Raw genomic sequence first — 25,370 nt, forward strand, 5'->3', positions numbered from 1 at the left:
GCCTCAAGGGGATAAGTTCCAGGCTCGCCCGAGTCGCCGTGAAGGATTTTTTAATATTTCAACAGTTGACGATACTTTCACTTTGATAGCACACGGCAGTTTCGTCCCGTGTCTGTAGGGCAAACTTGGAGAGGGATGTTTTTATGCCAGCATGAAAAAAAATTTCAGGATATTTCGTCAGAAAACTACGAACGGTCTTATGACGTTTGGCGATAGGGCTAGAGGGGGTGGTTTTTTGGCGCCACGGGATTGGCGCCTGGCGGGCTGTGAGGACGCCATCGCGAGTCAAGCCCGCGCCCGCAAGGATTCAGGTGATCCCGGGGGGAGCGGGGTGACCCGCGATGCTTTCTACTCGGCCGGGTGGTCGCGCAGGAACACCAGGTTGTCCGGTTTGGACTGCTCGGCACTGTAGTAGTAGCCCTGCACGTCGAACTGCTTGAGCCGCTCGGGGTCGTTGATGCGCTCCTGGGTCACGAAGCGGGTCATCATGCCCCGCGCCTTCTTGGCATAGAAACTGATGATCTTGTACTGGCCATTCTTGAAGTCGCGAAACTCGGTGTTGATCACCCGCGCCTTCAACGCGCTGCGCTTGACCGCCGAGAAGTACTCGTTGCTGGCCAGGTTCAGCAGCAGGTCGTCGCCTTGTTCGGCCAGCGCCTGGTTCAGCCACTCGCTGATGCGCGTGCCCCAGAAGGCGTAGAGGTCCTTGCCGCGGGCGTTGGCCAGCTTGGTGCCCATCTCCAGCCGGTAGGGCTGCATCAGGTCCAGCGGACGCAGCAGGCCGTACAGCCCCGACAGCATGCGCAGGTGCTGCTGGGCATAGGTGAAGTCGTCTTCGCTCAGGCTCTGTGCATCCAGGCCGGTGTACACGTCGCCCTTGAACGCCAGCAGCGCCTGCTTGGCGTTGGCCGGGGTGAAGTTCGGGGTCCAGCTGCCGAAGCGCGCGGCATTGAGGCCGGCCAGCTTGTCCGAGAGGTGCATCAGGTCGCTGATCTGCTGCGGCGAAAGTTCGCGCAGTTGCAGGATCAGTTCCTGGGAGTCGTCCAGGTATTGCGGCAGGGTGTGCCGCTGGGTAACGGGCGGGGTGTCGTAATCGAGGGTCTTGGCGGGTGAGATCACCGTCAGCATGAGGTCGGCTCCTTGAATCGTGGCGTCGATTCTACGGGCGGGGGGCGCCGATCTCCAGCTATCGCGCCAATAGCCAAGACCCTGGCGGCGCTTGGCGCTATAGTGCGCGGCGAGAAAATGGAGAGTGTGATCGTGCGCATAGCCCTTCTTTTACTGGCCGGCCTGCTGAGCACGCTGGTGCACGCTGCCCCGATCGAGCTGGCCCGGTTCGACCGCAGCGTGTGGCCCGAACAACTCGACAGCCCGGCCCTGTTCGATGTGGCCTCGCGTGCCGAAATCCTCAGCTTTGCCCGCGTGCTGTATGACAGCGAGGCCCTGAGCGAGGCGCAGCTGGCCGAGCGCCTGAACCTTCGCCAGGTCAACCTGGTGACGCTGAATGCCTTGCGTCAGCGCCTGTGGCAGCGGCTGTGGCGCAACTATGACCTGGCCCAGCAGAGCTGCGAGCAGGACGCCTCGTTCTGCTACGCCATCGACAGCCTGCCGGACCTGCGCCAGCAGGCGGGCAAGTTCAGTGTTGAAGACGATTCGTTCTACGCCGGTTGGGCGCAGCCAAGCCGACGTTTTCACGAGTACTACCTGAACGAGCAGTTGCGCAAGGCGGCGCTGTTTACCCAGACCTCCAGCGAGGTGGAGCGGTTTTCCGACCAGGAGCGCGATGGCCAGGCACTCAACGACCGGCTGTTCGTGCTCAGCTTCGATGGCGGCCCGGGGCCGGCTACCGAGGCGCTGACCGACTACCTGCGCCGGCAGAAGCTTGGCGGGCTGTTCTTCGTGGTGGGCAAGAACCTGCAGGCGCGCCGCGACCAGACCTCGGCGGCGGCGCTGCAGCAACTGTATGCCGGGCAGTGCGTGGGGTTGCAGGGCTGGCAGTACAGCTCGCATGCGCAGTGGACCGGCTGGCAGGACTCGGTGGTCTCCAGCCGGGCATTGGTACAGAGCAGCCTGCCCGAGGCATTCGTGCCGCTGTTTCGCCCGCCCTACGGGCAGCGCCGCGCCGACAGTGCAGCGTTTTTTGCCGGCCAGCAGCTGCAGGTGATGTTGTGGGATATCGACGCTCAGGACCAGGCCGGGTTGAATGCCGAGCAGTCGGCGCAGCGGGTGCTGAGCCTGATGCTGCTGTGGCGCCGCGGGGTGATCCAGTTTCATGACGGCCAGCCCAGGGCCCAGGCGGCGATCGACTGGTTGCTGCAGCACACGGCCCAGAGCGGGATTGGCTGGGGCGACTGCCGGGAATTCGCCGAAACCCCGTAATCGCTGGGCGCGGCGGCACCCGGCGGAAAAAATCGCCAGGCGTTCATCGGGGTTTGATCATTAACTGTAGTGGTGCTTGCGGCTCACGCCAAGGGCTTGACCGCACAACGAAAAATAAACTTCAAAAAAACGTAAAAACGCTTTTTATCGTCACGGGTTTTGCGGTATCAAGAAGTCAGACCGCCGAACCCTGCAGCACAGGTGGCGTACTAATGGCCCCTCCTTTGTTCGCAGCTTCCCTACCGTAACGACGCGGCCAGGGGGAGACCGGCGGTCACTTCGCGGCGCAGCACCGCCCAGGTATTGCGTCGTCTGGCCCCTACAAAGGTGACCGAGTATGGATGATCAAGGACGTAACGTTTCTTCCAACCAGCCAATCCTTTACGTGCTCGATACCAATGTTCTGATTCACGATCCGAACGCCTTGCTGAATTTCGAGGAACACCACGTCGCGCTGCCGATGACCGTGCTCGAGGAGCTCGACAAACTCAAGACCGGCAAACACACGATCGCCGCCGAATGCCGCCAGGCCATTCGTCTGATCGACCAGACCCTGGGCGATGCCACGCCCGAGGATGTCGAGCAGGGCGTACCGATCCAGCGCGGCAAGAGCGGCCCCAAGGGCTTCCTGTCGATCCTGATGACCCCACGCGCCGAACCCAACCGGCTGCTGCCAGAACACCTCAACGACAACATCATCATCAACCAGTTGCTCGAGCTGCGTAGCCGGCGTGAGGAACTGGACGTGGTGCTGGTGACCAAAGACATCAACATGCGCCTCAAGGCCCGCGCCTGCGGTATCGCCGCCGAGGACTACAGTACCGATCAGCTGGTCGACGACGTTTCGTTGCTGCCCAAGGGCTACCATTCGGTCAGCGGCTCGTTCTGGGACCGCGTCAACAAGGTCGAGACCCGCCAGGAGCGCGGGCGCACCTGGCACCGCGTGCAGCTGGCCGACAACCTGCCGGCGGTTCACATCAACGAGTTCATCATCGACGAGCAGGGCTTCGTCGGCTGGGTCAAGGGCATCCGTGACAGCGAGTTGCTGCTGCTCGACCTGCATCAGGAGCCACTGCTGCACCAGGAAGCCTGGGGCCTGAAACCGCGTGACATCCATCAGGGCCTGGCGCTGTTCGCCCTGCTCGACCCCGACATCCACCTGGTCAACCTCACCGGTGCCGCAGGTTCGGGCAAGACCATCCTGGCACTGGCCGCAGCCATCGAGCAGACCATGGTCAGCAAGCGCTATCGGCGCATCATCGCCACCCGCAGCGTGCAGGGGCTGGACCAGGAAATCGGCTTCCTGCCGGGCACCGAAGCGGAAAAAATGGAGCCCTGGCTGGGGGCGATCACCGACAACCTCGAAGCCTTGCACATGGACGACGAAAACACCCATGGCAGCGTCGAGTACATCCTCGAGCGCGTGCCGTTGCAGTTCAAGTCGCTCAACTACATTCGCGGTCGCAGCTTCCAGCAGAGCCTGATCCTGATCGACGAATGCCAGAACCTCACCCCGCACCAGATGAAGACCATCATCACCCGTGCCGGGGCCGGTTCCAAGGTGATCTGCCTGGGCAACCTGGCGCAGATCGACACCCCTTACCTGTCCGCCACCAGCTCGGGCCTGACCTACCTGACCGAGCGCTTCAAGGACTTCCCCAACGGCGTGCACATCACCCTGCAGGGCGTGCCGCGTTCGGTCCTGGCCGAATACGCCGAATCCCACCTGTAACCCCTGCCCACCGGGCGGCCTTGTGCCGCCCGGTTTTTTCCGCTGCCTAATGTTGACCCCTGGGTTTACAATCGGTGCTCCTGATCAGGAGTAACCCTGTGCTGACTCATCTCGATTCCCAAGGTCGGGCCAACATGGTCGACGTCACCGACAAAGCCGTCACCTCGCGCGAGGCGGTGGCCGAAGCGCGGGTGCGCATGCTCCCGCAAACCTTGCAGATGATCGTGGCTGGCGGCCACCCCAAGGGCGACGTGTTTGCCGTGGCGCGCATTGCCGGCATCCAGGCGGCAAAGAAGACCAGCGATCTGATCCCGCTGTGCCACCCGTTGATGCTCACCAGCGTCAAGCTCGAGCTGACTGGCGAAGGCGACGACACGGTGCATATCGTGGCGCGCTGCAAGCTGGCCGGGCAGACCGGCGTCGAGATGGAGGCCCTGACGGCCGCCAGTGTGGCGGCGCTGACTATCTACGACATGTGCAAGGCGGTGGACCGGGGCATGACCATCCACAGCGTGCGTGTGCTGGAAAAACTGGGCGGCAAGAGCGGGCACTACCAGGTGGAGGCGCCATGAACATCGACGTGGTGTATTTCGCGCGGTATCGCGAGGCGCTGGGCAGCGACGGCGAACGCCTCGACGGGCTGTTCGACAGCGTCGACGATGTGCGCAAGGCCCTGCTGGCACGCGGGGAGGGGTACGCGATGCTGGGCGAGCAGAACCTGATGTGCGCGCGCAACCAGGAGTTGTGCAGGCTCGAGGAGCCGGTGGCCGACGGCGACGAAGTGGCGTTCTTTCCGCCCGTGACCGGGGGCTGAGGTGGGCGTTCGAGTGCATGCCGGCGCGTTCGACCCCGGCGCCGAGACCAATGCGATGCACGCGGCCAACGTCGGGGTGGGCGCGGTGGTGTCGTTTGTCGGCTATGTGCGCGACTTCAACGACGGTCGCGAGGTGGCGGGGATGTTCCTGGAGCATTACCCGGGCATGACCGAAAAGGCCCTGGCCAAGATCGTGCTGGAGGCCGAGCAGCGCTGGCCTTTGCTCAAGGTCGAAGTGCTGCACCGTATCGGCGCATTGCAGCCGGGCGAGCCGATCGTGTTCGTGGGTGTAGCCAGTGCGCACCGGCAGGCGGCGTTCCAGGCGTGCGACTTCGTGATGGACTATCTCAAGACCCGCGCGCCGTTCTGGAAGAAGGAGCAGACCGGCGAGGGGCCGCGCTGGGTCGAGGGGCGCCAGAGTGATGCGGACGCGGCGGGGCGTTGGTAGACGCGCCGCCGGCAAGGCTGGCTCCTGCAACGGTGCGGTGCCGCGAATCGGTTGAAAATTAATACACAAAAGTCCAGTATGGAATTATAAGTACAAAATAGTTCCAGGCTGCCTTGTGCCCGCCGCTTTTTCCTCTGTCTTGCAACACACCCCAACAACGAGCGAGAGAGACCGCTGATGAAAACCCCATCCCTGTTGGCCGCGCTGGCGTTGAGCCTGTTTGCCGCCGCCCCGTCGTTCGCCGCTGAAAAGACCCTGCGCATCGGTATCGAAGCCGCCTACCCACCGTTCGCGTTCAAGACCGCCGACGGCGCTATCAGTGGCTTCGACTACGACATCGGCAACGCCCTGTGTGCGCAGATGCAGGTCAAGTGCCAGTGGACCGAACAGGAATACGACGGCCTGATCCCGTCGCTCAAGGTCAAGAAGATCGACGCCGCCCTGTCGTCGATCACCATCACCGAAGACCGCAAGAAGTCGGTGGACTTCACCCACAAGTACTACTTCACCTCCGCACGCCTGGCCATGAAGGTCGGCAGCCAGGTCGATGACGACTTCGCCAACCTCAAGGGCAAGCGCATCGGCGTGCAGCGCGCGACCACCACCGACCGCTATGTGACTGCGGAACTGGTGCCCAAGGGCATCGAGATCGTGCGCTACACCAGCAACGAGGAAATCTTCATGGACCTGGTGGCCGGTCGCCTGGACGGTGTGTTCGCCGACACCATCCCGCTTGAACAGGGCTTCTTGGAGACGCCCAAGGGCAAGGGTTACGGGTTTGTCGGGCCAGAGCTGAAAGACCCCAAGTACGTGGGTGAGGGCGCCGGGATCGCGGTGCGCAAGGGCAACGCCGAACTGGTCGCCCAGCTGAACGCGGCCATCGACGCCATTCGCGCCAATGGCGAGTACCAGAAGATCCAGGCCAAGTACTTCAAGTCCGACATCTACGGCGACTGACCGTCGCCTGCCCGAGGCCTGAGTTCGTTCAGGCCTTGAGCTCCTTGAGGTGCTTGTACACCGTGGCCCGGCCCATGTTCAGCACGTTGGCCACGTAGTTGGCGGCGCTCTTGCCGCGAAACGCACCCTCGGCGTGCAGAGCCAGCACCAGTTCGCGCTTGTGGTCGCGATTCAGGTTGCTCAGTGCCAGCTGGCGCTCGCGCAGCCAGCTGTTGAGAAACGTGTTGATGCGCTCCTGCCAGTCATCGCGAAACAGCGCGTCGGGCTGGGCGATCAGCCGGGTGGGCGAGAGAAACAGGTCCAGCGCCGCCTTGGCGTTTTCGAACATCGAGATGTTCAGGTTGATGCACAGCACGGCCTGCGGCTTGCCCTGGGCGTCGCGCAGCACGGTGCTGAGCGAGCGGATCTTCTGCCCGTCCCAATTGAGCTTTTCGTAGGGGCCGATGTTGGTTTCGTCGGTACCTGCCTCGAACATGTCTTCCAGGGCCGCATCGTCGCCGATCTCGCGCTTGGACAGGTTATTGGCGATGTAGTCGATCTTCTGGCTGCGCAGGTCGTGCAGCACCACCTCGGCGTGGGGGAAGAACAGCGTGGCGATGGCGTCGGCAATCGCGCGAAAGTTGCTCAGGGCGGGGTCGTGGGGCGGTATCGGCATGCAGGCGGGCTCCAGGCGGTGTCAGCGCCCTAGGCGAAGGGCGCTGGGAGTGTGCCGCAAACGCGGGCGGGCGTCACCCGTGCAGGCGGTACAGGGCGTTGGCCAGGGCGATGTCTTCCAGGCCCAGGCCGATGGAGCGGAAGAAGGCATGGCGCTGGTAGGTCGGGCGCGGCGCCTGCTCGCTGAGCAACTGGGCCAGGTCGCCGATGATGGCGTCGGCCTGCCAGCCGTGCTGCTCGCTGGCGATGCGCATCTCGCCGGCCGAGCCGGGTGTGGTCAGGCGGTAGTCGCAGTACACGTCCATGTCGGTCAGGCACTCGGGCGGCACTTCGTGGGCGCGTACCGCGTTGGTGCTGATCGAGGTGATCAGGGCCGGCTTGCTCAGCTGGCGCGGGTCGATCACAGGCTTTGCCGACGAGGTGCACAGCATGATCACGTCGGCGTCGTGCAGTGCTGATTGCAGGTCGTCCACCAGGCCCAGGCGCGGGTCGAGTGCACCGAGGGCTTCGCGCTGCTCGGCGCTTTTATCCTTGAGGCCTGGCGAGTGCAGGCGGATGTCCTGCCAGTCGCGCACGCCGCGTACATAGTGCAGGTGGGCCTGGGCGATGGGGCCGCTGCCGATCACGGTCAGGCGCCTGGCGCTGGTGGGGGCCAGGGCGTCGACCGCGACGGCGGTGGTGGCAGCGGTGCGTGCGGTGGTCAGTTCGCCGGCGTCGCACAATAGCAGTGGCTGGCCGCTGTCCATGGACATCAGCAATGTCCAGGCGGTGATCAGCGGCGCGCCTTCGCGCACGATGTAGGGCGAGGTCTTGACGCCGTAGACGCGGTCTTCGGCGAGCACCCCGCCGTAGTTGATGAAGTCGCCCCTGCCGGCCGGGAACTCCACCAGCTGTTGCGGCGGCTGCACGGCCTGGCCGGCGGCCAGGTCACGGAACAGCTTGCGCAGGATCTGCGGCACGTCCACCTGCGCGAGCAGTTGGCGGGCCAGGGGCTGGTCGATCACGCGTGGGGTAGACATGTGGCGCTCCATTTGAACTATTTTGTCTATTATGGACAAATAGTTTAATTGCGCCAACCCTATCGCGGGTCGAGCCTGCCCCCCACAATCATTACTGTTGTCGCTGTGGGAGCGGGCTTGACCCGCGATGAGCCAGCCCGGTCAACGCAAAAAAAACGCAGCCGGCGAGGGCTGCGTTTTCTGTCCATCAATCGACTCAGTGATGCTTGCGCGCCACCGGCTTGAGCAGCTCGGTCGGCGGGGTCTCGCAACTGATCTTGCGCCCCAGCAATGCCTCGATACCCGGCAACTGGTACGAATCATCCTCACCGGCGAAGCTGATCGACACGCCACTGGTACCCGCACGGCCGGTACGGCCGATACGGTGCACGTAGTCGTCCGGGTCTTCGGGCAGGGTGAAGTTGATCACGTGGCTGATGCCGTCGATGTGGATCCCGCGACCGGCCACATCGGTGGCCACCAGCACGGTGACCCGGCCTTCGCGGAAATTCTCCAGGGTCTTGATGCGCTTGTGCTGCGGCACATCGCCCGACAATTGCGCGGCATTCACGCCGTCACGCACCAGGCGCTCCTCGATACGGCGCACCTCGTCCTTGCGGTTGGCGAACACGATGACCCGCTCCCACTTGTTCTCGGTCACCAGGTTGTACAGCAGCTTGTACTTGTCGGCACCGGCTACCGCATACACATGCTGCTCGACGGTTTCGCTGGCAACGTTCTCCGGCTCGATCTCGACGATGGCCGGGTCGGTGGTCCACTGTTGCGCCAGGTTCATCACGTCTTCGGTGAAGGTGGCCGAGAACAGCAGCGTCTGGCGCTCGCTCTTGGGCGGGGTCTGGCGGATGATCTGGCGAACCTGCGGGATGAAGCCCATGTCGAGCATGCGGTCGGCTTCGTCCAGCACCAGCACCTCGACCATGTCCAGGTGCGCTTCACCGCGCTGGTTGAAGTCCAGCAGGCGACCCGGGGTGGCCACCAGGATGTCGCAGTGGCGTGCCTCAAGGGCCTTGAGCTGCTTGTCGAAGTCCATGCCACCGACGAACGTCATCACGTTCAGGCCGGTGTACTTGGTCAGCTCGGCGGCGTCCTTGGCGATCTGCACCACCAGTTCGCGGGTAGGGGCGATGATCAGCGCCCGCGGCTCGCCCATGTAGCGCTCTTTGGGCGGCGGGGTCTGTTGCAGCTGGCTGATGATCGAGATCAGGAACGCGGCGGTCTTGCCGGTGCCGGTCTGGGCCCGGCCGATCGCATCCTTGCCACGCAGGGTGAAGCCCAGTACTTCGGCCTGGATCGGCGTGCAGTACGGGAAGCCCAGGTCGTGGATGGCATGCATCAGCTCGGGCGAGAGCTTGAAGTCGTGGAAGCGGGTCTTGCCCTCTTGCGGTTCCACCACAAAGTCTTCCAGTTTCCAGGTGCTGGCCTGGGGTTTTGGCTTGCGCTCGCGGCGCGGCTTGGCCTCGACCGGTTTGCTCGCCGGTTGCTCCAGGGGTTTTTCCACCGGCTTTTCGGCGCGCGCTGGCGCGGCGGCTTCGGTCTGAGCCTTGAGCGGCGCGGCGGGAGCCGGGGCCTTGGGTGCTGCGGGCGGCTGCACGGTAGCAACGCTTTCGGTGGCGAGTTGCTCAACCTCGCTCTTTCCGAACATCTTCTTGAGTGCTTTGAGCACGGTCATCTCATCAATTGGTTAAGGAATGTACGCCGGCCAGTGTAATGCAAGATTCGGGCGCGGCGTAGTGGATTGCTCCGACAACTACAGGCAAGGCGTTTTTTAGCGCAGCCGCTCGATCAGCCACGCGCCGATGTCCTGGATTTCCTCGGGCAGCACGGCGTGTTCCATCGGGTATTCCTTCCACTGCACGGTGACGCCCCAGCTGTTCAGGTACTCGAAGGCGGCACGCCCCATGGACGGGATGACCACCGGGTCGTACACGCCGTGCAGGCACAGCGCCGGAATGCGCTGCTGGCTGGCGCTGAGCACGGTGCTGTCGGTGAAGGTCGGGGCGTAGGTGGAAAGGGCCATTACCCCGCCCAGCGTCTCCTGCCACTTTACATAGGCGGTGTGCAGAACCACTGCACCGCCCTGGGAGAAGCCGGCGAGGATGATGCGCGACAGGGCGACGCCCTTGGCCTGTTCCTGCTTGATCAGGTCGATGACCGCCTGTGCCGAGGCGTCGAGTTGCGCTTCGTCGATGGCGCGTGCACCCGGCGTCAGCGCCTTGATGTCGTACCAGCTGGGCATGGCGTAGCCATGGTTGATGGTGACCGGCTGGGTGGGTGCCTGCGGCATCACGAAGCGCGTGCTCAGCAGTACTTCCTGCAGGGCTTCGGCCACCGGCATGAAGTCGTAGCGGTCGGCGCCCAGGCCATGCAGCCAGATGACACAGGCGTCGGCGGTTTTCTGGGGTTCGAGAATCAGGGGATTGGTCATGACTGCTCCGAAAAAGTGCACGCAGGCCGGGGTGCGTGCTTGAAAAAAGGCATCGCTGGCGTTGCGTGCAAGGCTGTCACAGAACAGTCGGTTGTGCCAATCACCCGCCGCACGCAGTGCTGCGCCGATGCGGCGTCAGGCCGGCGCGGTCAGTCCTCTTCCTTGGGCGCGGGTGCAGGCGGTGGACGCAGGCCGATCTCGGCGATCAGCTTCAGCGGCTTGCCGTTGCGCACCACTTCGATGGCCACCTTGTCGTTGGGCTTGATCCGCGCCACCTGGTTCATCGAGCGCCGGCCATCGCCGGCCGGTTCGCCATTGATGCTCAGAATCACGTCACCCAGCTGCAGGCCGGCCTTCTGCGCCGGCCCGTCGCGGAAGATGCCCGCCACCACGATGCCTGGCCGGCCCTGCATGCCGAACGACTCGGCCAGCTCCTGGCTCAGCGGTTGCACCTCGATGCCCAGCCAGCCGCGAATCACCTGGCCATGCTCGATGATCGACTTCATCACCTCCAGCGCCAGCTTGGTGGGGATGGCGAAGCCGATGCCCTGCGAGCCGCCGGACTTGGAGAAGATCGCGGTGTTGATGCCGGTCAGGTTGCCATTGGCATCCACCAGCGCGCCACCGGAGTTGCCCGGGTTGATGGCCGCGTCGGTCTGGATGAAGTCTTCGTAGTTGTTCAGGCCCAGCTGGTTGCGCCCGGTGGCGCTGATGATGCCCATGGTCACCGTCTGGCCGACGCCGAACGGGTTGCCGATGGCCAGCGCCACATCACCGATATGGATGTTGTCCGAGCGCCCGATGGTGATCGAGGGCAGGTTCTTGAGGTCGATCTTGAGCACGGCCAGGTCGGTTTCCGGGTCGCTGCCGATCACCCGTGCCAGGGTCTCGCGGCCGTCCTTGAGCGCCACCACGATCTGGTCGGCGCCGGAGGTCACGTGGTTGTTGGTCAGCAGGTAGCCCTCCGGGCTCATGATCACCGCCGAGCCCAGGCTCGATTCCCAGCGCCGCTGCTTGGGCAGGTTGTCACCGAAGAAGCGGCGGAACTGTGGGTCTTCGAACAGCGGGTGCGCGGTCTTGTTGACCACCTTGGTGGTGTACAGGTTGGCCACTGCGGGGGCCGCATTGCTCACCGCATCGGCATACGACACGGGGCCCTGCATCAGCCGCGTGGTCTGCGGCGCCTGCTGCAGGTTGACGTCCTGGCTGGGCAGGCCGACCCATTGGGGAAATTGCTGGATGACCAGCAGGGCGATCAGTACGCCGGTGACCAGTGGCCAGGCAAAGTAACGCAGAGCCTTGAACATGAGATGGATCCTGGGAGGTGGCCAGAGCCGATGCCGCAGTGGGGAGTAGATGAACGCGCGCGATCATACTGCGGCAAGGCCCGTGCAGGAACTGCTAAATCACGTTGAGCCATGACGGTCATGGCGCCGCGCCCCCGGGCAGTTGCCGTCGGTTTCCCCAAAAACGGTCGACGGCTCATAATGGCGGCCATTATACGAGGCCTTGTGCCACGCTGAACCGCTGAATTGAGGAGTCTTTGCATGGCTGTTGCCCTGAGCACCCTGGTCGAGGAAGCCGATCGCTACCTTGGCAGCGCAAAAATCCAGGACTACTGCCCCAACGGCCTGCAGGTCGAGGGCAACCCGCAGGTGTCGCGCATCGTCACCGGCGTCACCGCCAGCCAGGCATTGCTGGACGCTGCGGTCGAGGCGGGCGCCGACCTGGTGCTGGTGCACCACGGCTACTTCTGGAAGGGTGAGAACCCCTGCATCACCGGCATGAAGCAGCGCCGCCTCAAGACCCTGCTCAAACACGACCTGAGCCTGCTGGCCTACCACCTGCCGCTGGACCTGCACCCCGAGGTGGGCAACAACGTGCAGCTGGCGCGCCAGCTGGACATCACCGTCGAGGGCCCGCTGGACCCGGCCAACCCGCGGGTGGTGGGCCTGGTGGGCTCGCTGGCCGAACCGATGTCGGCGCGGGATTTCGCGCGCAAGGTCAGCGACGTGATGGGCCGCGAACCGCTGCTGATCGAAGGCGACGAGGTCATTCGCCGGGTGGGCTGGTGCACCGGCGGCGGCCAGGGCTACATCGACCAGGCGATTGCCGCAGGGGTCGACCTGTACTTGAGCGGCGAGGCGTCGGAACAGACTTTCCACAGTGCTCGCGAGAACGGCATCAGCTTCATCGCCGCCGGCCACCACGCCACCGAGCGTTACGGGGTGCAGGCGCTGGGCGATTACCTGGCACGTCGATTCGCTCTGGAACACCTGTTCATCGACTGCCCGAACCCGATCTGAGGCTAAAACGCCAAGGCATATTCTTATACTGTTTCGTTCTAGTAGCCTGCCTAAATAGAATCGGGTGCTGTGATAAAGTGGCCCGCTCGAACACGGCCCGCTGGCCGTCCATAAGATTGATTTTCCGTGAGTAGCCATGGTCGACAAGCTGACGCATTTGAAACAGTTGGAGGCGGAGAGCATCCACATCATTCGTGAGGTGGCCGCCGAGTTCGACAACCCGGTGATGCTGTACTCGATCGGCAAGGATTCGGCCGTGATGCTGCACCTGGCACGCAAGGCCTTCTTCCCGGGCAAGCTGCCGTTTCCGGTGATGCACGTCGACACCCAGTGGAAATTCCAGGAGATGTACAGCTTCCGCGACAAGATGGTCGAGGAAATGGGCCTGGAGCTGATCACCCACGTCAACCCCGATGGCGTTGCCCAGGGCATCAATCCGTTCACCCACGGCAGTGCCAAGCACACCGACATCATGAAGACCGAGGGCCTCAAGCAGGCGCTCGACAAGCACGGCTTCGACGCCGCCTTCGGTGGCGCGCGGCGCGACGAAGAGAAGTCGCGGGCCAAGGAGCGCGTGTACTCGTTCCGTGACAGCAAGCACCGCTGGGACCCGAAGAACCAGCGCCCAGAGCTGTGGAACGTGTACAACGGCAAGGTCAACAAGGGCGAGTCGATTCGCGTGTTCCCGCTGTCGAACTGGACCGAGCTGGATATCTGGCAGTACATCTACCTCGAAGGCATCCCGATCGTGCCGCTGTACTTTGCAGCCGAGCGCGAAGTGATCGAGAAGAACGGCACCCTGATCATGATCGATGACGAGCGCATCCTGGAGCACCTCTCGGATGAAGAGAAGGCTCGCATCGTCAAGAAGAAAGTGCGTTTCCGTACCCTTGGCTGCTACCCGTTGACGGGCGCGGTGGAGTCGCAGGCCCAGAGCCTGACCGACATCATTCAGGAAATGCTCCTGACGCGCACTTCCGAGCGCCAGGGCCGCGTCATCGACCACGATGGCGCAGGTTCCATGGAAGACAAGAAACGTCAGGGCTATTTCTAAGTTAGGGTCAGACCATGTCGCACCAATCCGAATTGATCAGCGAGGACATCCTCGCCTACCTGGCCCAGCACGAACGCAAGGAACTGCTGCGCTTCTTGACCTGCGGTAACGTCGACGACGGCAAGAGCACCCTGATCGGGCGCCTGCTGCACGATTCCAAGATGATCTACGAAGACCATCTGGAAGCCATTACCCGCGATTCGAAGAAAGTCGGCACCACCGGTGACGACATCGACCTGGCATTGCTGGTCGACGGCCTGCAGGCCGAGCGCGAGCAGGGCATCACCATCGATGTGGCCTACCGCTATTTCTCCACGGCCAAGCGCAAGTTCATCATCGCCGACACCCCGGGCCACGAGCAGTACACCCGCAACATGGCCACCGGTGCGTCCACCTGCGACCTGGCGATCATCCTGGTGGACGCGCGCTACGGCGTGCAGACCCAGACCCGCCGGCACAGCTACATCGCTTCGCTGCTGGGCATCAAGCACATCGTCGTGGCCGTGAACAAGATGGACCTCAAGGGCTTCGACCAGGACGTGTTCGAAGGCATCAAGGCCGACTACCTGAAGTTTGCCGAAGCCATCAACATGACCCCCAGCAGCCTGCACTTCGTGCCGATGTCGGCGCTCAAGGGCGACAACGTGGTCAACCGCAGCGAGCGTTCGCCGTGGTACACCGGCCCTGCGCTGATGGAAATCCTCGAAACCGTGGAAGTGGCGGCCGACCGCAACTTCACCGACCTGCGTTTTCCGGTGCAGTACGTCAACCGTCCCAACCTGAACTTCCGTGGCTTTGCCGGCACCCTGGCCAGCGGCGTGGTACACAAGGGCGACGAGATCGTGGTGCTGCCGTCGGGCAAGAGCAGCCGCGTGAAGTCCATCGTCACCTACGAAGGTGAGCTGGAGCAGGCCGGCCCGGGCCAGGCCGTGACCCTGACCATGGAAGACGAGATCGACATCTCCCGTGGCGACCTGCTGGTGCACGCCGACAACGTCCCGCCGGTGACCGACCAGTTCGACGCCATGCTGGTGTGGATGGCCGAAGAGCCGATGCTGCCGGGCAAGAAATACGACATCAAGCGCGCCACCAGCTACGTGCCGGGCTCGATTGCCAGCATCGCCCACAAGGTCGATGTGAACACCCTGGAACAGGGCGCTGCGAGTGCGTTGCAGCTCAACGAGATCGGCAAGGTCAAGGTGAGCCTGGATGCTCCGATCGCGCTGGACGGCTACGACAGCAACCGCACCACCGGCGCGTTCATCATCATCGACCGCCTGACCAACGGCACCGTGGGCGCGGGCATGATCATCGCGCCACCGGTACTGCCTCACGGCAGCACCGGCCAGCATGGCAGGCAGGCCCACGTGACCACCGAGGAGCGTGCCTTGCGCTTCGGCCAGCAGCCGGCCACCGTGCTGTTCAGCGGCCTGTCGGGCGCGGGCAAGAGCACCCTGGCGTATGCCGTTGAGCGCAAGCTGTTCGACATGGGCCGTGCGGTGTACGTGCTCGATGGGCAGAACCTGCGCCATGACCTGAACAAAGGCCTGCCGCAGGACCGTGCCGGGCGTACCGAGAACTGGCGTCGTGCTGCGCATGTGGCGCGTCAGTTCAACGAAGCGGGCTTGCTGACCCTGGCCGCGTTCGTGGCACCGGATGCCGAAGGCCGTGAACAGGCCAAGGCGCTGATCGGCAAGGAGCGCTTGCTGACCGTTTACGTCCAGGCTTCGCCGTTGGCGTGCCGTGAGCGTGATCCGCAGGGGCTGTACGCGGCCGGTGGCGACAACATCCCGGGCGAGAGCTTCCCATATGACGTGCCGCAGGATGCGGACCTGGTGATCGACACCCAGAGCGTTGGCGTGGAAGAGGGCGTCAAGCAGGTACTGGAACTGCTGCGCAAGCGTGGCGCGATCTAAGCGCTGCTGCTGAATGAAAAGCCCGCGATGGTGAAGGCCATCGCGGGCTTTTTTGTGGCGGCTGGCCGCTTCGCCGGCAAGGCCGGCTCCTACGGTGAGCGCAAGGCCATGCAGGAGCAGGCCTTGCCGGGGAAGTGCCCAGCGGACACGCCGCTTCAAATATGCTTCTGTGCCACCGGAATCACCCGCTTCTCCTTCACCGCCTTGAACGAGAAGCTCGAATAGATCTCCTTCACCCCCGGCAGCCGCTGCAGTACCTCGCGGGTGAACTCGCCGAACGACTCCAGATCCCGCGCCAGAATCTCCAGCAGGAAGTCATAGCGCCCGGAGATGTTGTGACACGCCACGATTTCGGGGATATCCATCAGCCGCTGCTCGAATGCCCGGGCCATCTCCTTGCTGTGCGAATCCATCATGATGCTGACGAAGGCGGTCACTCCGAAGCCCAGTGCCTTGGGTGACAGGATGGCCTGATAGCCGGTGATGTAGCCCGACTCCTCCAGCAGCTTGACCCGCCGCCAGCACGGCGAGGTGGTCAGGGCGACGCTGTCGGCGAGCTCGGCCACGGTCAGTCGGGCGTTGTCTTGCAGCGCGGCCAGCAGTGCGCGGTCGGTACGGTCGATGGCGCTAGGCATGTCTTGCCCTCCATAGCCTGTTCTTGTTGTTTTTATGTCAGTGAGCGGCGCTTTTCGTAGGCGTATTTGGAAAAATTTAAGCCGGTCTGTGGAATAAGCTTATAACAAACCACAAGAGGCGGTTGCCATGCACGGCTCCAACAAGCTCCCAGGATTTGCCACCCGCGCCATTCACCATGGCTACGACCCACAGGACCACGGCGGCGCACTGGTGCCACCGGTCTACCAGACCGCGACGTTCACCTTCCCCACCGTGGAATACGGCGCTGCGTGCTTTGCCGGCGAGCAGGCCGGGCATTTCTACAGCCGCATCTCCAACCCCACCCTCAACCTGCTGGAAGCACGCATGGCCTCGCTGGAAGGCGGCGAGGCCGGGCTGGCGCTGGCCTCGGGCATGGGGGCGATCACGTCCACGCTATGGACGCTGCTGCGCCCCGGTGACGAGGTGCTGCTGGGCAACACCCTGTACGGCTGCACCTTTGCCTTCTTGCACCACGGCATCGGCGAGTTCGGGGTCAAGCTGCGTCATGTGGACATGGCCGACCTGCAGGCATTGGAGGCGGCCATGACGCCGGCCACCCGGGTGATCTATTTCGAGTCGCCCGCCAACCCCAACATGCACATGGCCGATATCGCCGGCGTGGCGAAGATTGCACGCAAGCACGGCGCGACCGTGGTGGTCGACAACACCTACTGCACGCCGTACCTGCAACGGCCACTGGAGCTGGGCGCCGACCTGGTGGTGCATTCGGCCACCAAGTACCTGAGCGGCCATGGCGACATCACTGCTGGCATTGTGGTGGGCAGCCAGGCACTGGTGGACCGTATACGTCTGCAGGGCCTCAAGGACATGACCGGTGCGGTGCTCTCGCCCCATGACGCCGCACTGCTGATGCGCGGCATCAAGACCCTCAACCTGCGCATGGACCGCCACTGCGCCAACGCTCAGGTGCTGGCCGAGTTCCTCGCCGGGCAGCCGCAGGTAGAGCTGATCCATTACCCGGGCCTGGCGAGCTTCCCGCAGTACACCCTGGCCCGCCAGCAGATGAGCCAGCCGGGCGGCATGATCGCCTTCGAACTCAAGGGCGGCATCGGTGCCGGGCGGCGGTTCATGAACGCCCTGCAACTGTTCAGCCGGGCGGTGAGCCTGGGCGATGCCGAGTCGCTGGCGCAGCACCCGGCAAGCATGACTCATTCCAGCTATACCCCAGAGGAGCGTGCGCATTACGGCATCTCCGAGGGGCTGGTGCGGTTGTCGGTGGGGCTGGAAGACATCGACGACCTGCTGGCCGATGTGCAACAGGCACTCAAGGCGAGTGCCTGAACCCGTCACGGATGAGGTCAATGCAATGGTGGCAATGATGAACCTTGTGCCTGGCGACGGCGTGCCCGGTGACAGCGACCCTGGCGAAACTGCAGAGTGGCTGGAGGCGCTGGAGTCGACCCTGGCGCACTGCGGCCCAGCCCGCGCGCGGTTTCTGCTCGAACAGTTGGAGGCGCATGCCCGCGAACTGGGCCTGGAGCGTGGTGCCCAGCCGTACTCGGCGTACCGCAACACCCTGTCGCTCGAACATCAGGGCGCCTACCCGGGCGACCTGGAACTGGACGAGCGCATCACCAGCATCCTGCGCTGGAATGCCCTGGCGATGGTGGTGCGTGCCAACCATGCTTACGGTGACCTGGGCGGTCACATCGCCAGTTACGCTTCGGCCGCAGAGATCTTCGAGGTGGGGTTTCAGCATTTTTTTCGCGGCGAGGAGGGCGGCGAGCAGCGCACGGCCGACCTGGTGTTCTTCCAGCCGCACTCGGCGCCCGGCATCTATGCCCGGGCCTTTCTTGAAGGGCGCCTGAGCGAGGCTCAGCTGGCCAGCTATCGGCAGGAGGTCGCAGGCGATGGCCTGTGCTCCTACCCGCACCCGTGGCTGATGCCCGACTTCTGGCAGTTTCCCACCGGGTCGATGGGCATCGGCCCGCTCAACGCCGTGTACCAGGCGCGCTTCATGCGCTACCTGCAGCACCGCGGCCTGGCTGATACCGCGCAGCGCCATGTGTGGGGCGTGTTCGGCGATGGCGAGATGGACGAGCCCGAATCCATCGCCGGGCTGACGCTGGCGGCCCGTGAGCAACTCGACAACCTGACCTTCATCGTCAACTGCAACCTGCAGCGCCTGGATGGTCCGGTGCGTGGCAATGGCCAGATCATCCAGGAGCTGGAGTCGCTGTTCAGCGGCGCCGGCTGGAACGTGATCAAGGTGTTGTGGGGCTCGGAATGGGATGCGCTGTTTGCCCGCGACAGCGAGCACGTGCTGCTGCGCCAGCTGGCGGCAACCCCCGACGGCCAGTTCCAGACCTTGGGGGCCAATGACGGCGCCTACAACCTGGAACACTTCTTCAACCAGCACCCGGCCTTGCAGCGCCTGGTCGAGCACATGAGCTCGGCCGAGATCAACGCGCTCAAGCGCGGTGGCCATGATTTTCGCAAGCTGTATGCCGCCTTTGCCGCCGCCAAGGCGTGCAAGGGCCGGCCGACGGTGATCCTGGCCAAGACCAAGAAGGGCTACGGCATGAGTGCGGCCGGCGAGTCGCGCATGACCGCGCACCAGGCCAAGAAGCTCGACGTGCAGGCGCTGCTGGCCTTCCGTGACCGCTTCCACTTGCCCTTGAGCGATGCGCAGGTTGAGCAGTTGCAGTTCTACCGGCCGGACGAAAACAGCCGGGAGATGCGCTACCTGCGCGAGCGGCGCAATGCCCTGGGCGGCAGCCTGCCGTCGCGGCGGCCCCAGGCGCGCACGCTGCCGGTACCGGCGCTGGAGGTGATGGGCGGTTTTGCAATGCACGCCGAGGGCAAGGAGATGTCCACCACCATGGCTGCGGTGCGCATGCTCGGTGCCTGGCTCAAGGCCCCGGAGCTGGGGCCGCGGGTGGTGCCGATCGTCGCCGATGAAGCGCGCACCTTCGGCATGGCCAGCCTGTTCCGGCAGATCGGCATCTACTCGCCCCATGGGCAGCGCTACGAACCCGAAGATGCCAGTTCGCTGCTCTCCTACAGGGAGTCGCGCGATGGTCAGTTGCTGGAGGAGGGCATCACCGAGGCCGGGGCCCTGTCGTCCTGGGTAGCGGCGGCCACCTCCTATGCGGTGCATGGCGAGCCGATGTTGCCGGTGTACATCTATTACTCGATGTTCGGCTTCCAGCGGGTCGGCGACCTGATATGGGCGGCGGCCGACCAGCGTGCACGGGGCCTGCTGCTGGGGGCTACGGCAGGGCGCACCACCCTGGGCGGCGAAGGCTTGCAGCACCAGGATGGCTCGAGCCTGGTGATGGCGGCCATGGTGCCCAACTGCCGCGCCTGGGAGCCGTGCTTTGCCGGCGAACTGGCGGTGATTCTGGAACACGCGGCGCGGCGCATGCTGGTGGAGCAGTGCGACGAGTTTCACTATGTGGCGGTGATGAATGAAAGTTATCCACACCCCTCCCTGCCACCTGAGGCACATGCGGCAGTGTTGCGCGGGATGTACCGGTTTGCCGAACAGCCGGTGGAGCATGCCCTGGGGCGGGTTCGCCTGCTGGGCTCCGGGGCGATCCTGCGCGAGGTGATCGCCGCGAGCGAGCTGCTGGCGGCGGACTGGGGCATCGCCAGCGAGGTGTTCAGTGTGACCAGCTTCAGCGAACTGGCGCGTGATGCACGGGATGTGCAGCGCGGGCAGCGTCTGGGGCTGGGTGGCAGCAGCCATCTGGCGCAATGCCTGGTGGGAGATACGCCGGTGATTGCCGCAACTGACTATGTACGTGCCTGGCCGCAATTGATTGCCGAGTACGTGCCGGCGCCGTACGTGACGCTGGGCACCGACGGCTTCGGGCGCAGCGATACGCGCCAGCGGTTGCGCCAGTTCTTCGAGGTGGACCGCTTCAGTGTGGTGCTGGCCAGCTTGCAGGCGCTGGTGGATGACGGGCTGCTGGAGGTCGATGTGATGGCGCAGGCACGGGCCAGGTATCCGGCGCTGGATGCGGCGGGCCCCTGGTATCGTTGATGTGAGGGGATGAAAAAAGGGGCCGGTGATCGGCCCCTTTTTTCTTTGTATCGGATGGTTGGGTGTGGCATTCGCCGGCAAGGCCGGCTCCAGCAGGAGCGCGCCATGCCAGTGACGGGGCCGCTGCGATCAGCGCTTGAGCCCGTAATGCTCATCCAGCATGCCCGGGGTGTTCGGTGCCTTGGGCGCGTAGTCGCGTGGCACTTCGGTGTCCTTGGGCGGGGTCAGACGGTCACGCGGGCCCTGCGCTTCGGAGTGCAGTGCGGCCAGCAGGCGCTGACGGGTCTGTTCGTCCAGGGCCAGACGGTTGGCGCCTTCGGCCAGGTGGTCCTGCACTTCCTGGTAGCTCTGGGTCAGCTTCTTGACCAGCGCCGCGGTGCTGTTGAAATGGGTCACCACTTCACTCTGATAACTGTCAAAACGTTCCTGGATATCGTCCAGCTGCCGCTGGGTGCTGCTCGGGGCGGCATTGGGCAAGAGGCGGGCGACCAGGAAACCAACGACTACACCCACTACCAGGGCCAGGGTCGGCAACAACCAAACTAAGAGCGAGAGTTCCACGAGTCCTTCCTCTATAAACGGCTTTGCTTTACGTTAACGGCTCGGACCTGCGCTGTATACCGCGAGCGATCGCAAATATCTCAGACAGAATCATCAGCTAGACGAGTCGACCCCTCCAGAGGTCACGGAGTTCACCCTTGCTTATCCGCGAAACCCCCGTATTCATCGATGGCCCGGTTGGCCAGCTGGAAGCCCTGTACCTGGACGTGGCAGACCCTCGCGGCATCGTCCTGCTGTGCCACCCCAACCCCGTGCAGGGCGGCACCATGACCAACAAGGTGGTGTCGATGCTGCAGCGCACCGCACGCGATGCCGGCTACATCACCCTGCGCTTCAACTACCGCGGTGTAGGCCAGAGCGCTGGCAGCCATGACATGGGCAGCGGCGAAGTCGACGATGCACAGGCCGCTGCAGCCTGGCTGCGCGAAAAACATCCCGAATTACCTTTGACGCTGATGGGCTTCTCCTTCGGCGGCTTCGTCGCGGCCAGCCTCGGCGGCCGGCTCGAAGCCCAGGGCGTCACGCTCAAGCACCTGTTCATGGTAGCCCCGGCAGTGATGCGCCTTGGCGGTACCGACGGCCTGCCGCAGGCAGGTGCCTTGAGCGTGATCCAGCCCGAAACCGACGAGGTGATCGATCCGCAGATCGTCTACGCCTGGTCCGATGCACTGGCGCGCCCCCATGAGCTGCTGAAAGTGGCAGAATGCGGTCACTTTTTTCACGGCAAGCTGACCGACCTCAAGGATCTGGTGCTGCCACGCCTTTCGAACTGATACAAGCCTGATAAGCGATTACCCATGACCACTCGTATCCTTACCGGTATCACCACCACGGGCACGCCGCACCTTGGCAACTATGCCGGTGCCATCCGCCCGGCGGTCCTCGCCAGCCAGCAGCCGGGCGTCGACTCGTTCTACTTCCTGGCCGACTACCATGCGCTGATCAAGTGCGATGACCCGCAGCGCATCCAGCGCTCGCGTCTGGAAATCGCCGCCACCTGGCTGGCCGGCGGCCTGGACCCGGAACGCGTGACCTTCTACCGCCAGTCCGACATTCCCGAGATCCCCGAGCTGACCTGGCTGCTGACCTGCGTGGCGGCCAAGGGCCTGCTCAATCGTGCGCATGCCTACAAGGCCTCGGTGGACAAGAACCTGGAAAGCGGCGAAGACCCGGATGCGGGCGTGAGCATGGGCCTGTACAGCTATCCGGTGCTGATGGCGGCGGACATCCTGATGTTCAATGCCAACAAGGTGCCGGTGGGGCGCGACCAGATCCAGCACGTGGAAATGGCCCGTGATATCGGGCAGCGCTTCAACCACCTGTTCGGCCAGGGCAAGGACTTCTTCGCCATGCCCGAGGCGCTGATCGAGGAAAGCGTGGCCACCTTGCCGGGCCTGGACGGTCGCAAGATGTCCAAGAGCTACGACAACACCATCCCGCTGTTCACCAGTGCCAAGGAGATGAAGGACGCGATCTCGCGCATCGTCACCGACTCGCGCGCGCCGGGCGAGGCCAAGGACCCGGACAACTCGCACCTGTTCACCCTGTTCCAGGCCTTTGCCACCGCCGAGCAAGCCGAAGCCTTCCGCAGCGAGCTGCTGCAGGGGCTGGGTTGGGGCGAAGCCAAGCAGCGCCTGTTCCAGCTGGTCGACGGCCAGTTGAGCGCGCCGCGCGAGCATTACCACCAGCTGATTTCCCGCCCGGCGGACCTGGAGGATATTCTTCTGGCCGGCGCGCAGAAGGCCCGCAAGATCGCCACGCCGTTTCTTGAGCAACTGCGCGAAGCAGTGGGCCTGCGCTCGTTCCGCAGCACGGTTCAGGTCAGCGGTGAAACCAGGAAGAAGGCGGTCAAGGCGGCACGCTTCGTGAGCTTCCGTGAAGAGGACGGCAGCTTCCGCTTCCGTCTGCTGGCAGCCGACGGCGAGCAGTTGCTGCTGTCGCGCAGCTTTGCCGACGGCAAGGCGGCCGGTGCGGTGAGCAAGCAGTTGCAACTGGGCCAGCCGCTGGATGTACGTGACGAAGGCCTGGGCTTCAGCCTGTGGCTGGAAGGCGAGTGCGTGGCCGACGGCCCGCAGTTCGCCGATGCCACGGCGCGCGATGCCGCCATCGAGAGCCTGCGCGCTGCCTTGCAGCCCCAGCAGGACTGACCGTCAATCGCAAGTCTGATTGCCATTACCCGGGGCCGTCGCTACAGTGACGGCCCGCTTTTGTTGCCTTGCTAACGAATTATGACGCCCCTAGAACGATATCAAGCAGATCTGAAACGTCCCGAATTCTTCCATGACGCGGCGCAGGAAACAGCGGTGCGTCACTTGCAGCGCCTGTACGACGACCTGGTCGCGGCGCACAACAGCAAGCCGGGTGTGTTCGGCAAGCTGTTCGGCAGGAAAGAGCAGGCGCCCGTCAAGGGCCTGTATTTCTGGGGTGGGGTAGGGCGCGGTAAGACCTACCTGGTCGATACGTTCTATGAGGCGCTGCCTTTCCCGCAGAAAGTGCGTACGCACTTCCACCGCTTCATGAAGCGCGTGCACGAGGAAATGAAGACCCTCAAGGGCGAGAAGAACCCGCTGACCATCATTGCCAAGCGGTTCTCCGACGAGGCGCGGGTGATCTGCTTCGACGAGTTCTTCGTGTCCGATATCACCGACGCGATGATCCTTGGCACCCTGATGGAGGAGCTGTTCAAGAACGGCGTGACCCTGGTGGCCACCTCCAACATCGTGCCGGACGGCCTGTACAAGGACGGCCTGCAGCGTGCGCGCTTCCTGCCGGCAATTGCCCTGATCAAGCAGAACACCGACATCGTCAACGTCGACAGCGGCGTGGACTATCGCCTGCGTCACCTGGAGCAGGCCGAGCTGTTCCACTTCCCGCTGAATGAAGCGGCCCACGAAAGCCTGCGCAAGAGCTTTCGCGCATTGACGCCGGAATGCACCCAGGCGGTGGAAAACGACGTGCTGATGATCGAGAACCGCGAGATCCGTGCGCTGCGTACCTGCGACGACGTGGCCTGGTTCGACTTCCGCGAACTGTGCGACGGCCCGCGCAGCCAGAACGACTACATCGAACTGGGCAAGATCTTCCATGCGGTGCTGCTCAGTGGCGTGGAGCAGATGGGCGTGGCCACCGACGACCTGGCGCGTCGCTTCATCAACATGGTCGACGAGTTCTACGACCGCAACGTCAAGCTGATCATCTCGGCTGAAGTGGAGCTCAAGGACCTGTACACCGGCGGGCGCCTGAGCTTCGAGTTCCAGCGTACCCTGAGCCGCTTGCTGGAGATGCAGTCCCACGAGTTCCTGTCGCGGGCACACAAGCCTTAAATCGCGTCACTGCTGTCGCGGCTCACGCCCGCTCCCACAGAGGTTTGCAGCGAACCTGTGGGGGCGGGCGTGACCCGCGATAGGCCCTCAGGCCTCCTGCATGAATTGCTGCCGATACTGGTTAGGCGACAGCTCCGTGTGCTGCCTGAACAATCGCGCAAAAAAGCTGGCGTCGTCATAGCCCACCTCGTAGCTGATGGTCTTGATGCTCTTGCGCGTCCCTGACAGCAAGCCCTTCGCCGTCTCGATCCGCAGCCGTTGCAGATAATGCAGCGGCTTGTCCCCCGTCGCACTCTGGAACCTGCGCATGAAGTTGCGGATGCTCATGCCATGGTTGCGTGCCACGTCCTCGAAACGGAACTTGTCGGCGAAGTGTTCCTCCAGCCACTGCTGGATCTGCAGGATGATCAGGTCCTGGTGCAGCTTCTGTCCGCCAAAGCCCATGCGCCCCGGGGTGTAGTTGCGTTGCACCTCGTAGAGGATGTCGCGGGCCACGGCCTGGGCCACGTTGGCCCCGCAGAAGCGCTCGATCAGGTAGATGTACAGGTCGCAGGCCGAGGTGGCGCCGCCGGCGCAATAGAGGTTGTCGGCATCGGTGAGGTGTTTGTCCTGGTTCAGCGACACCTTCGGGAAGCGTTCGGCGAACTGGCCGAAGAAGCGCCAGTAGGTGGTGGCCTCCTTGCCATCGAGCAGGCCGGCCTCGGCCAGCCAGAACACGCCGCTGGCCTCGCCGCACAGCACAGCGCCTCGGGCATGCTGCTCGCGCAGCCAGGGCAGTACCTGGGGGTAGCGCTGGCACAGGGCATCGAAGTCGTCCCAGAACGCCGGCAGGATGATCACGTCGGCCTGCTCGAGGCCGCTGTCCACCGGTAGCTGCACGCCGCTGAAGCTCTGCACGGGCAGCCCGTCGGGGCTCACGAGGCGGGTTTCGAACATCGGTTGCAGGCCCAGGCCCAGTTGCTTGCCATAGCGCAGGCTGGCCAGGTGGAAGAAATCCTTGGCCTGCATCAGGGTCGATGCGAATACCTTGTCGATGGCCAGGATGCTGACGCGCCGCAGCGATGCGGTAGGTTGGGTAAACATCATTGTCGTTATTCTTATAGGGTAGAGTGGTCA

Annotated in this window: 23 protein-coding genes; 14 read left to right on the forward strand and 9 right to left on the reverse strand. The window is 63.9% G+C overall.

All coding sequences use genetic code 11. The features are described from left to right. Positions 1-348 precede the first annotated feature (348 nt). Entirely contained in the window at positions 349-1,128 is a 780-nt protein-coding gene (gene yaaA / locus B4I46_RS18140) for a peroxide stress protein YaaA (RefSeq protein ID WP_100633490.1), read from the reverse strand. Positions 1,129-1,260: 132 nt separating this feature from the next. Here yaaA and B4I46_RS18145 point away from each other — a divergent pair, with 132 nt between their 5' ends. From B4I46_RS18145 to B4I46_RS18170, 6 genes are all read left to right on the forward strand, one after another. Further along, positions 1,261-2,379, forward strand: a complete 1,119-nt coding sequence (locus B4I46_RS18145) for a polysaccharide deacetylase family protein (protein WP_286901248.1) — start codon at positions 1,261-1,263, stop codon at positions 2,377-2,379. Positions 2,380-2,716: 337 nt separating this feature from the next. Continuing rightward, positions 2,717-4,111 (forward strand): PhoH family protein, encoded by a 1,395-nt coding sequence (locus B4I46_RS18150; protein ID WP_286901250.1) that lies wholly within the window; start codon positions 2,717-2,719, stop codon positions 4,109-4,111. A 98-nt stretch (positions 4,112-4,209) separates the two neighbouring features. Beyond that, on the forward strand, positions 4,210-4,683 hold the full coding sequence (gene moaC / locus B4I46_RS18155; RefSeq protein ID WP_058540865.1) for a cyclic pyranopterin monophosphate synthase MoaC: 474 nt from the start codon (positions 4,210-4,212) through the stop codon (positions 4,681-4,683). Next, the gene (locus B4I46_RS18160; protein WP_078479511.1) at positions 4,680-4,925 is read left to right on the forward strand and encodes a MoaD/ThiS family protein; all 246 of its coding nucleotides are present in this window, start codon (positions 4,680-4,682) and stop codon (positions 4,923-4,925) included. Before moaC ends, B4I46_RS18160 begins: the two co-directional genes overlap by 4 nt. 1 nt (position 4,926) lies before the next feature. Further along, a complete protein-coding gene (moaE, locus tag B4I46_RS18165) occupies positions 4,927-5,373 on the forward strand; it encodes a molybdopterin synthase catalytic subunit MoaE (RefSeq protein ID WP_286901252.1) in 447 nt (148 codons plus the stop codon). A 177-nt stretch (positions 5,374-5,550) separates the two neighbouring features. Continuing rightward, the gene (locus B4I46_RS18170; RefSeq protein WP_078479512.1) at positions 5,551-6,330 is read left to right on the forward strand and encodes an ABC transporter substrate-binding protein; all 780 of its coding nucleotides are present in this window, start codon (positions 5,551-5,553) and stop codon (positions 6,328-6,330) included. A 28-nt stretch (positions 6,331-6,358) separates the two neighbouring features. Here B4I46_RS18170 and B4I46_RS18175 read toward each other — a convergent pair whose 3' ends face one another. The 5 genes from B4I46_RS18175 to algW all read right to left on the reverse strand — a co-directional run bounded on the left by B4I46_RS18175 (position 6,359) and on the right by algW (position 11,735). Beyond that, positions 6,359-6,985, reverse strand: a complete 627-nt coding sequence (locus B4I46_RS18175) for a helix-turn-helix transcriptional regulator (protein WP_054914846.1) — start codon at positions 6,983-6,985, stop codon at positions 6,359-6,361. Positions 6,986-7,058: 73 nt separating this feature from the next. Then, positions 7,059-8,003 (reverse strand): ornithine cyclodeaminase family protein, encoded by a 945-nt coding sequence (locus B4I46_RS18180; RefSeq protein WP_286901255.1) that lies wholly within the window; start codon positions 8,001-8,003, stop codon positions 7,059-7,061. Positions 8,004-8,199: 196 nt separating this feature from the next. Next, positions 8,200-9,666 (reverse strand): ATP-dependent RNA helicase RhlB, encoded by a 1,467-nt coding sequence (gene rhlB, locus B4I46_RS18185; RefSeq protein ID WP_043861027.1) that lies wholly within the window; start codon positions 9,664-9,666, stop codon positions 8,200-8,202. Between the two features lie 102 nt (positions 9,667-9,768). Beyond that, positions 9,769-10,428, reverse strand: a complete 660-nt coding sequence (locus tag B4I46_RS18190; RefSeq protein ID WP_286901256.1) for an alpha/beta hydrolase — start codon at positions 10,426-10,428, stop codon at positions 9,769-9,771. 149 nt (positions 10,429-10,577) lie between these two features. Continuing rightward, a complete protein-coding gene (gene algW / locus B4I46_RS18195; protein ID WP_043861017.1) occupies positions 10,578-11,735 on the reverse strand; it encodes a Do family serine endopeptidase AlgW in 1,158 nt (385 codons plus the stop codon). Between the two features lie 240 nt (positions 11,736-11,975). Here algW and B4I46_RS18200 point away from each other — a divergent pair, with 240 nt between their 5' ends. The 3 genes from B4I46_RS18200 (at position 11,976) to cysN (ending at position 15,704) form a co-directional block, all read left to right on the forward strand. Further along, entirely contained in the window at positions 11,976-12,734 is a 759-nt protein-coding gene (locus B4I46_RS18200; protein ID WP_043861018.1) for a Nif3-like dinuclear metal center hexameric protein, read from the forward strand. 136 nt (positions 12,735-12,870) lie between these two features. Then, a complete protein-coding gene (gene cysD / locus B4I46_RS18205) occupies positions 12,871-13,788 on the forward strand; it encodes a sulfate adenylyltransferase subunit CysD (RefSeq protein WP_054914845.1) in 918 nt (305 codons plus the stop codon). A gap of 14 nt (positions 13,789-13,802) precedes the next feature. Then, on the forward strand, positions 13,803-15,704 hold the full coding sequence (cysN, locus tag B4I46_RS18210; protein ID WP_123752848.1) for a sulfate adenylyltransferase subunit CysN: 1,902 nt from the start codon (positions 13,803-13,805) through the stop codon (positions 15,702-15,704). Between the two features lie 155 nt (positions 15,705-15,859). Here cysN and B4I46_RS18215 read toward each other — a convergent pair whose 3' ends face one another. Beyond that, positions 15,860-16,339: an Lrp/AsnC family transcriptional regulator gene (locus B4I46_RS18215; protein ID WP_043861021.1), complete on the reverse strand. Its 480-nt coding sequence runs from the start codon at positions 16,337-16,339 to the stop codon at positions 15,860-15,862. A 127-nt stretch (positions 16,340-16,466) separates the two neighbouring features. On the opposite strand from B4I46_RS18215, the gene B4I46_RS18220 reads away from it, so the two are divergent. Both B4I46_RS18220 and mdeB read left to right on the forward strand, forming a co-directional pair. Next, the gene (locus B4I46_RS18220) at positions 16,467-17,663 is read left to right on the forward strand and encodes a methionine gamma-lyase (protein ID WP_043861022.1); all 1,197 of its coding nucleotides are present in this window, start codon (positions 16,467-16,469) and stop codon (positions 17,661-17,663) included. Between the two features lie 25 nt (positions 17,664-17,688). Next, on the forward strand, positions 17,689-20,370 hold the full coding sequence (mdeB, locus tag B4I46_RS18225; protein ID WP_286901363.1) for an alpha-ketoglutarate dehydrogenase: 2,682 nt from the start codon (positions 17,689-17,691) through the stop codon (positions 20,368-20,370). A 129-nt stretch (positions 20,371-20,499) separates the two neighbouring features. Here the strand turns inward: mdeB and B4I46_RS18230 are convergent, their stop codons facing one another. Continuing rightward, complete coding sequence (locus tag B4I46_RS18230) at positions 20,500-20,931, reverse strand: YhcB family protein (protein WP_043862040.1); 432 nt, start codon at positions 20,929-20,931, stop codon at positions 20,500-20,502. A gap of 137 nt (positions 20,932-21,068) precedes the next feature. Between B4I46_RS18230 and B4I46_RS18235 the strand changes: the two genes are divergently transcribed. The 3 genes from B4I46_RS18235 (at position 21,069) to zapE (ending at position 24,254) form a co-directional block, all read left to right on the forward strand. Further along, positions 21,069-21,704 carry an alpha/beta hydrolase gene (locus tag B4I46_RS18235; protein WP_054914842.1) on the forward strand — a complete coding sequence of 212 codons (636 nt, stop codon included), beginning with the start codon at positions 21,069-21,071 and terminating at the stop codon, positions 21,702-21,704. Positions 21,705-21,728: 24 nt separating this feature from the next. Continuing rightward, entirely contained in the window at positions 21,729-23,078 is a 1,350-nt protein-coding gene (locus tag B4I46_RS18240; protein ID WP_286901260.1) for a tryptophan--tRNA ligase, read from the forward strand. A gap of 81 nt (positions 23,079-23,159) precedes the next feature. Further along, a complete protein-coding gene (gene zapE, locus B4I46_RS18245) occupies positions 23,160-24,254 on the forward strand; it encodes a cell division protein ZapE (RefSeq protein WP_043862043.1) in 1,095 nt (364 codons plus the stop codon). Positions 24,255-24,341: 87 nt separating this feature from the next. Here zapE and B4I46_RS18250 read toward each other — a convergent pair whose 3' ends face one another. Next, the gene (locus tag B4I46_RS18250; protein WP_167400212.1) at positions 24,342-25,238 is read right to left on the reverse strand and encodes a GlxA family transcriptional regulator; all 897 of its coding nucleotides are present in this window, start codon (positions 25,236-25,238) and stop codon (positions 24,342-24,344) included. Positions 25,239-25,370: the final 132 nt, after the last annotated feature.

Origin of the sequence: Pseudomonas sp. UBA7500, from assembly GCF_002478435.1 — a bacterium.
Taxonomy (GTDB): Bacteria; Pseudomonadota; Gammaproteobacteria; order Pseudomonadales; family Pseudomonadaceae; genus Aquipseudomonas; species Aquipseudomonas palmensis.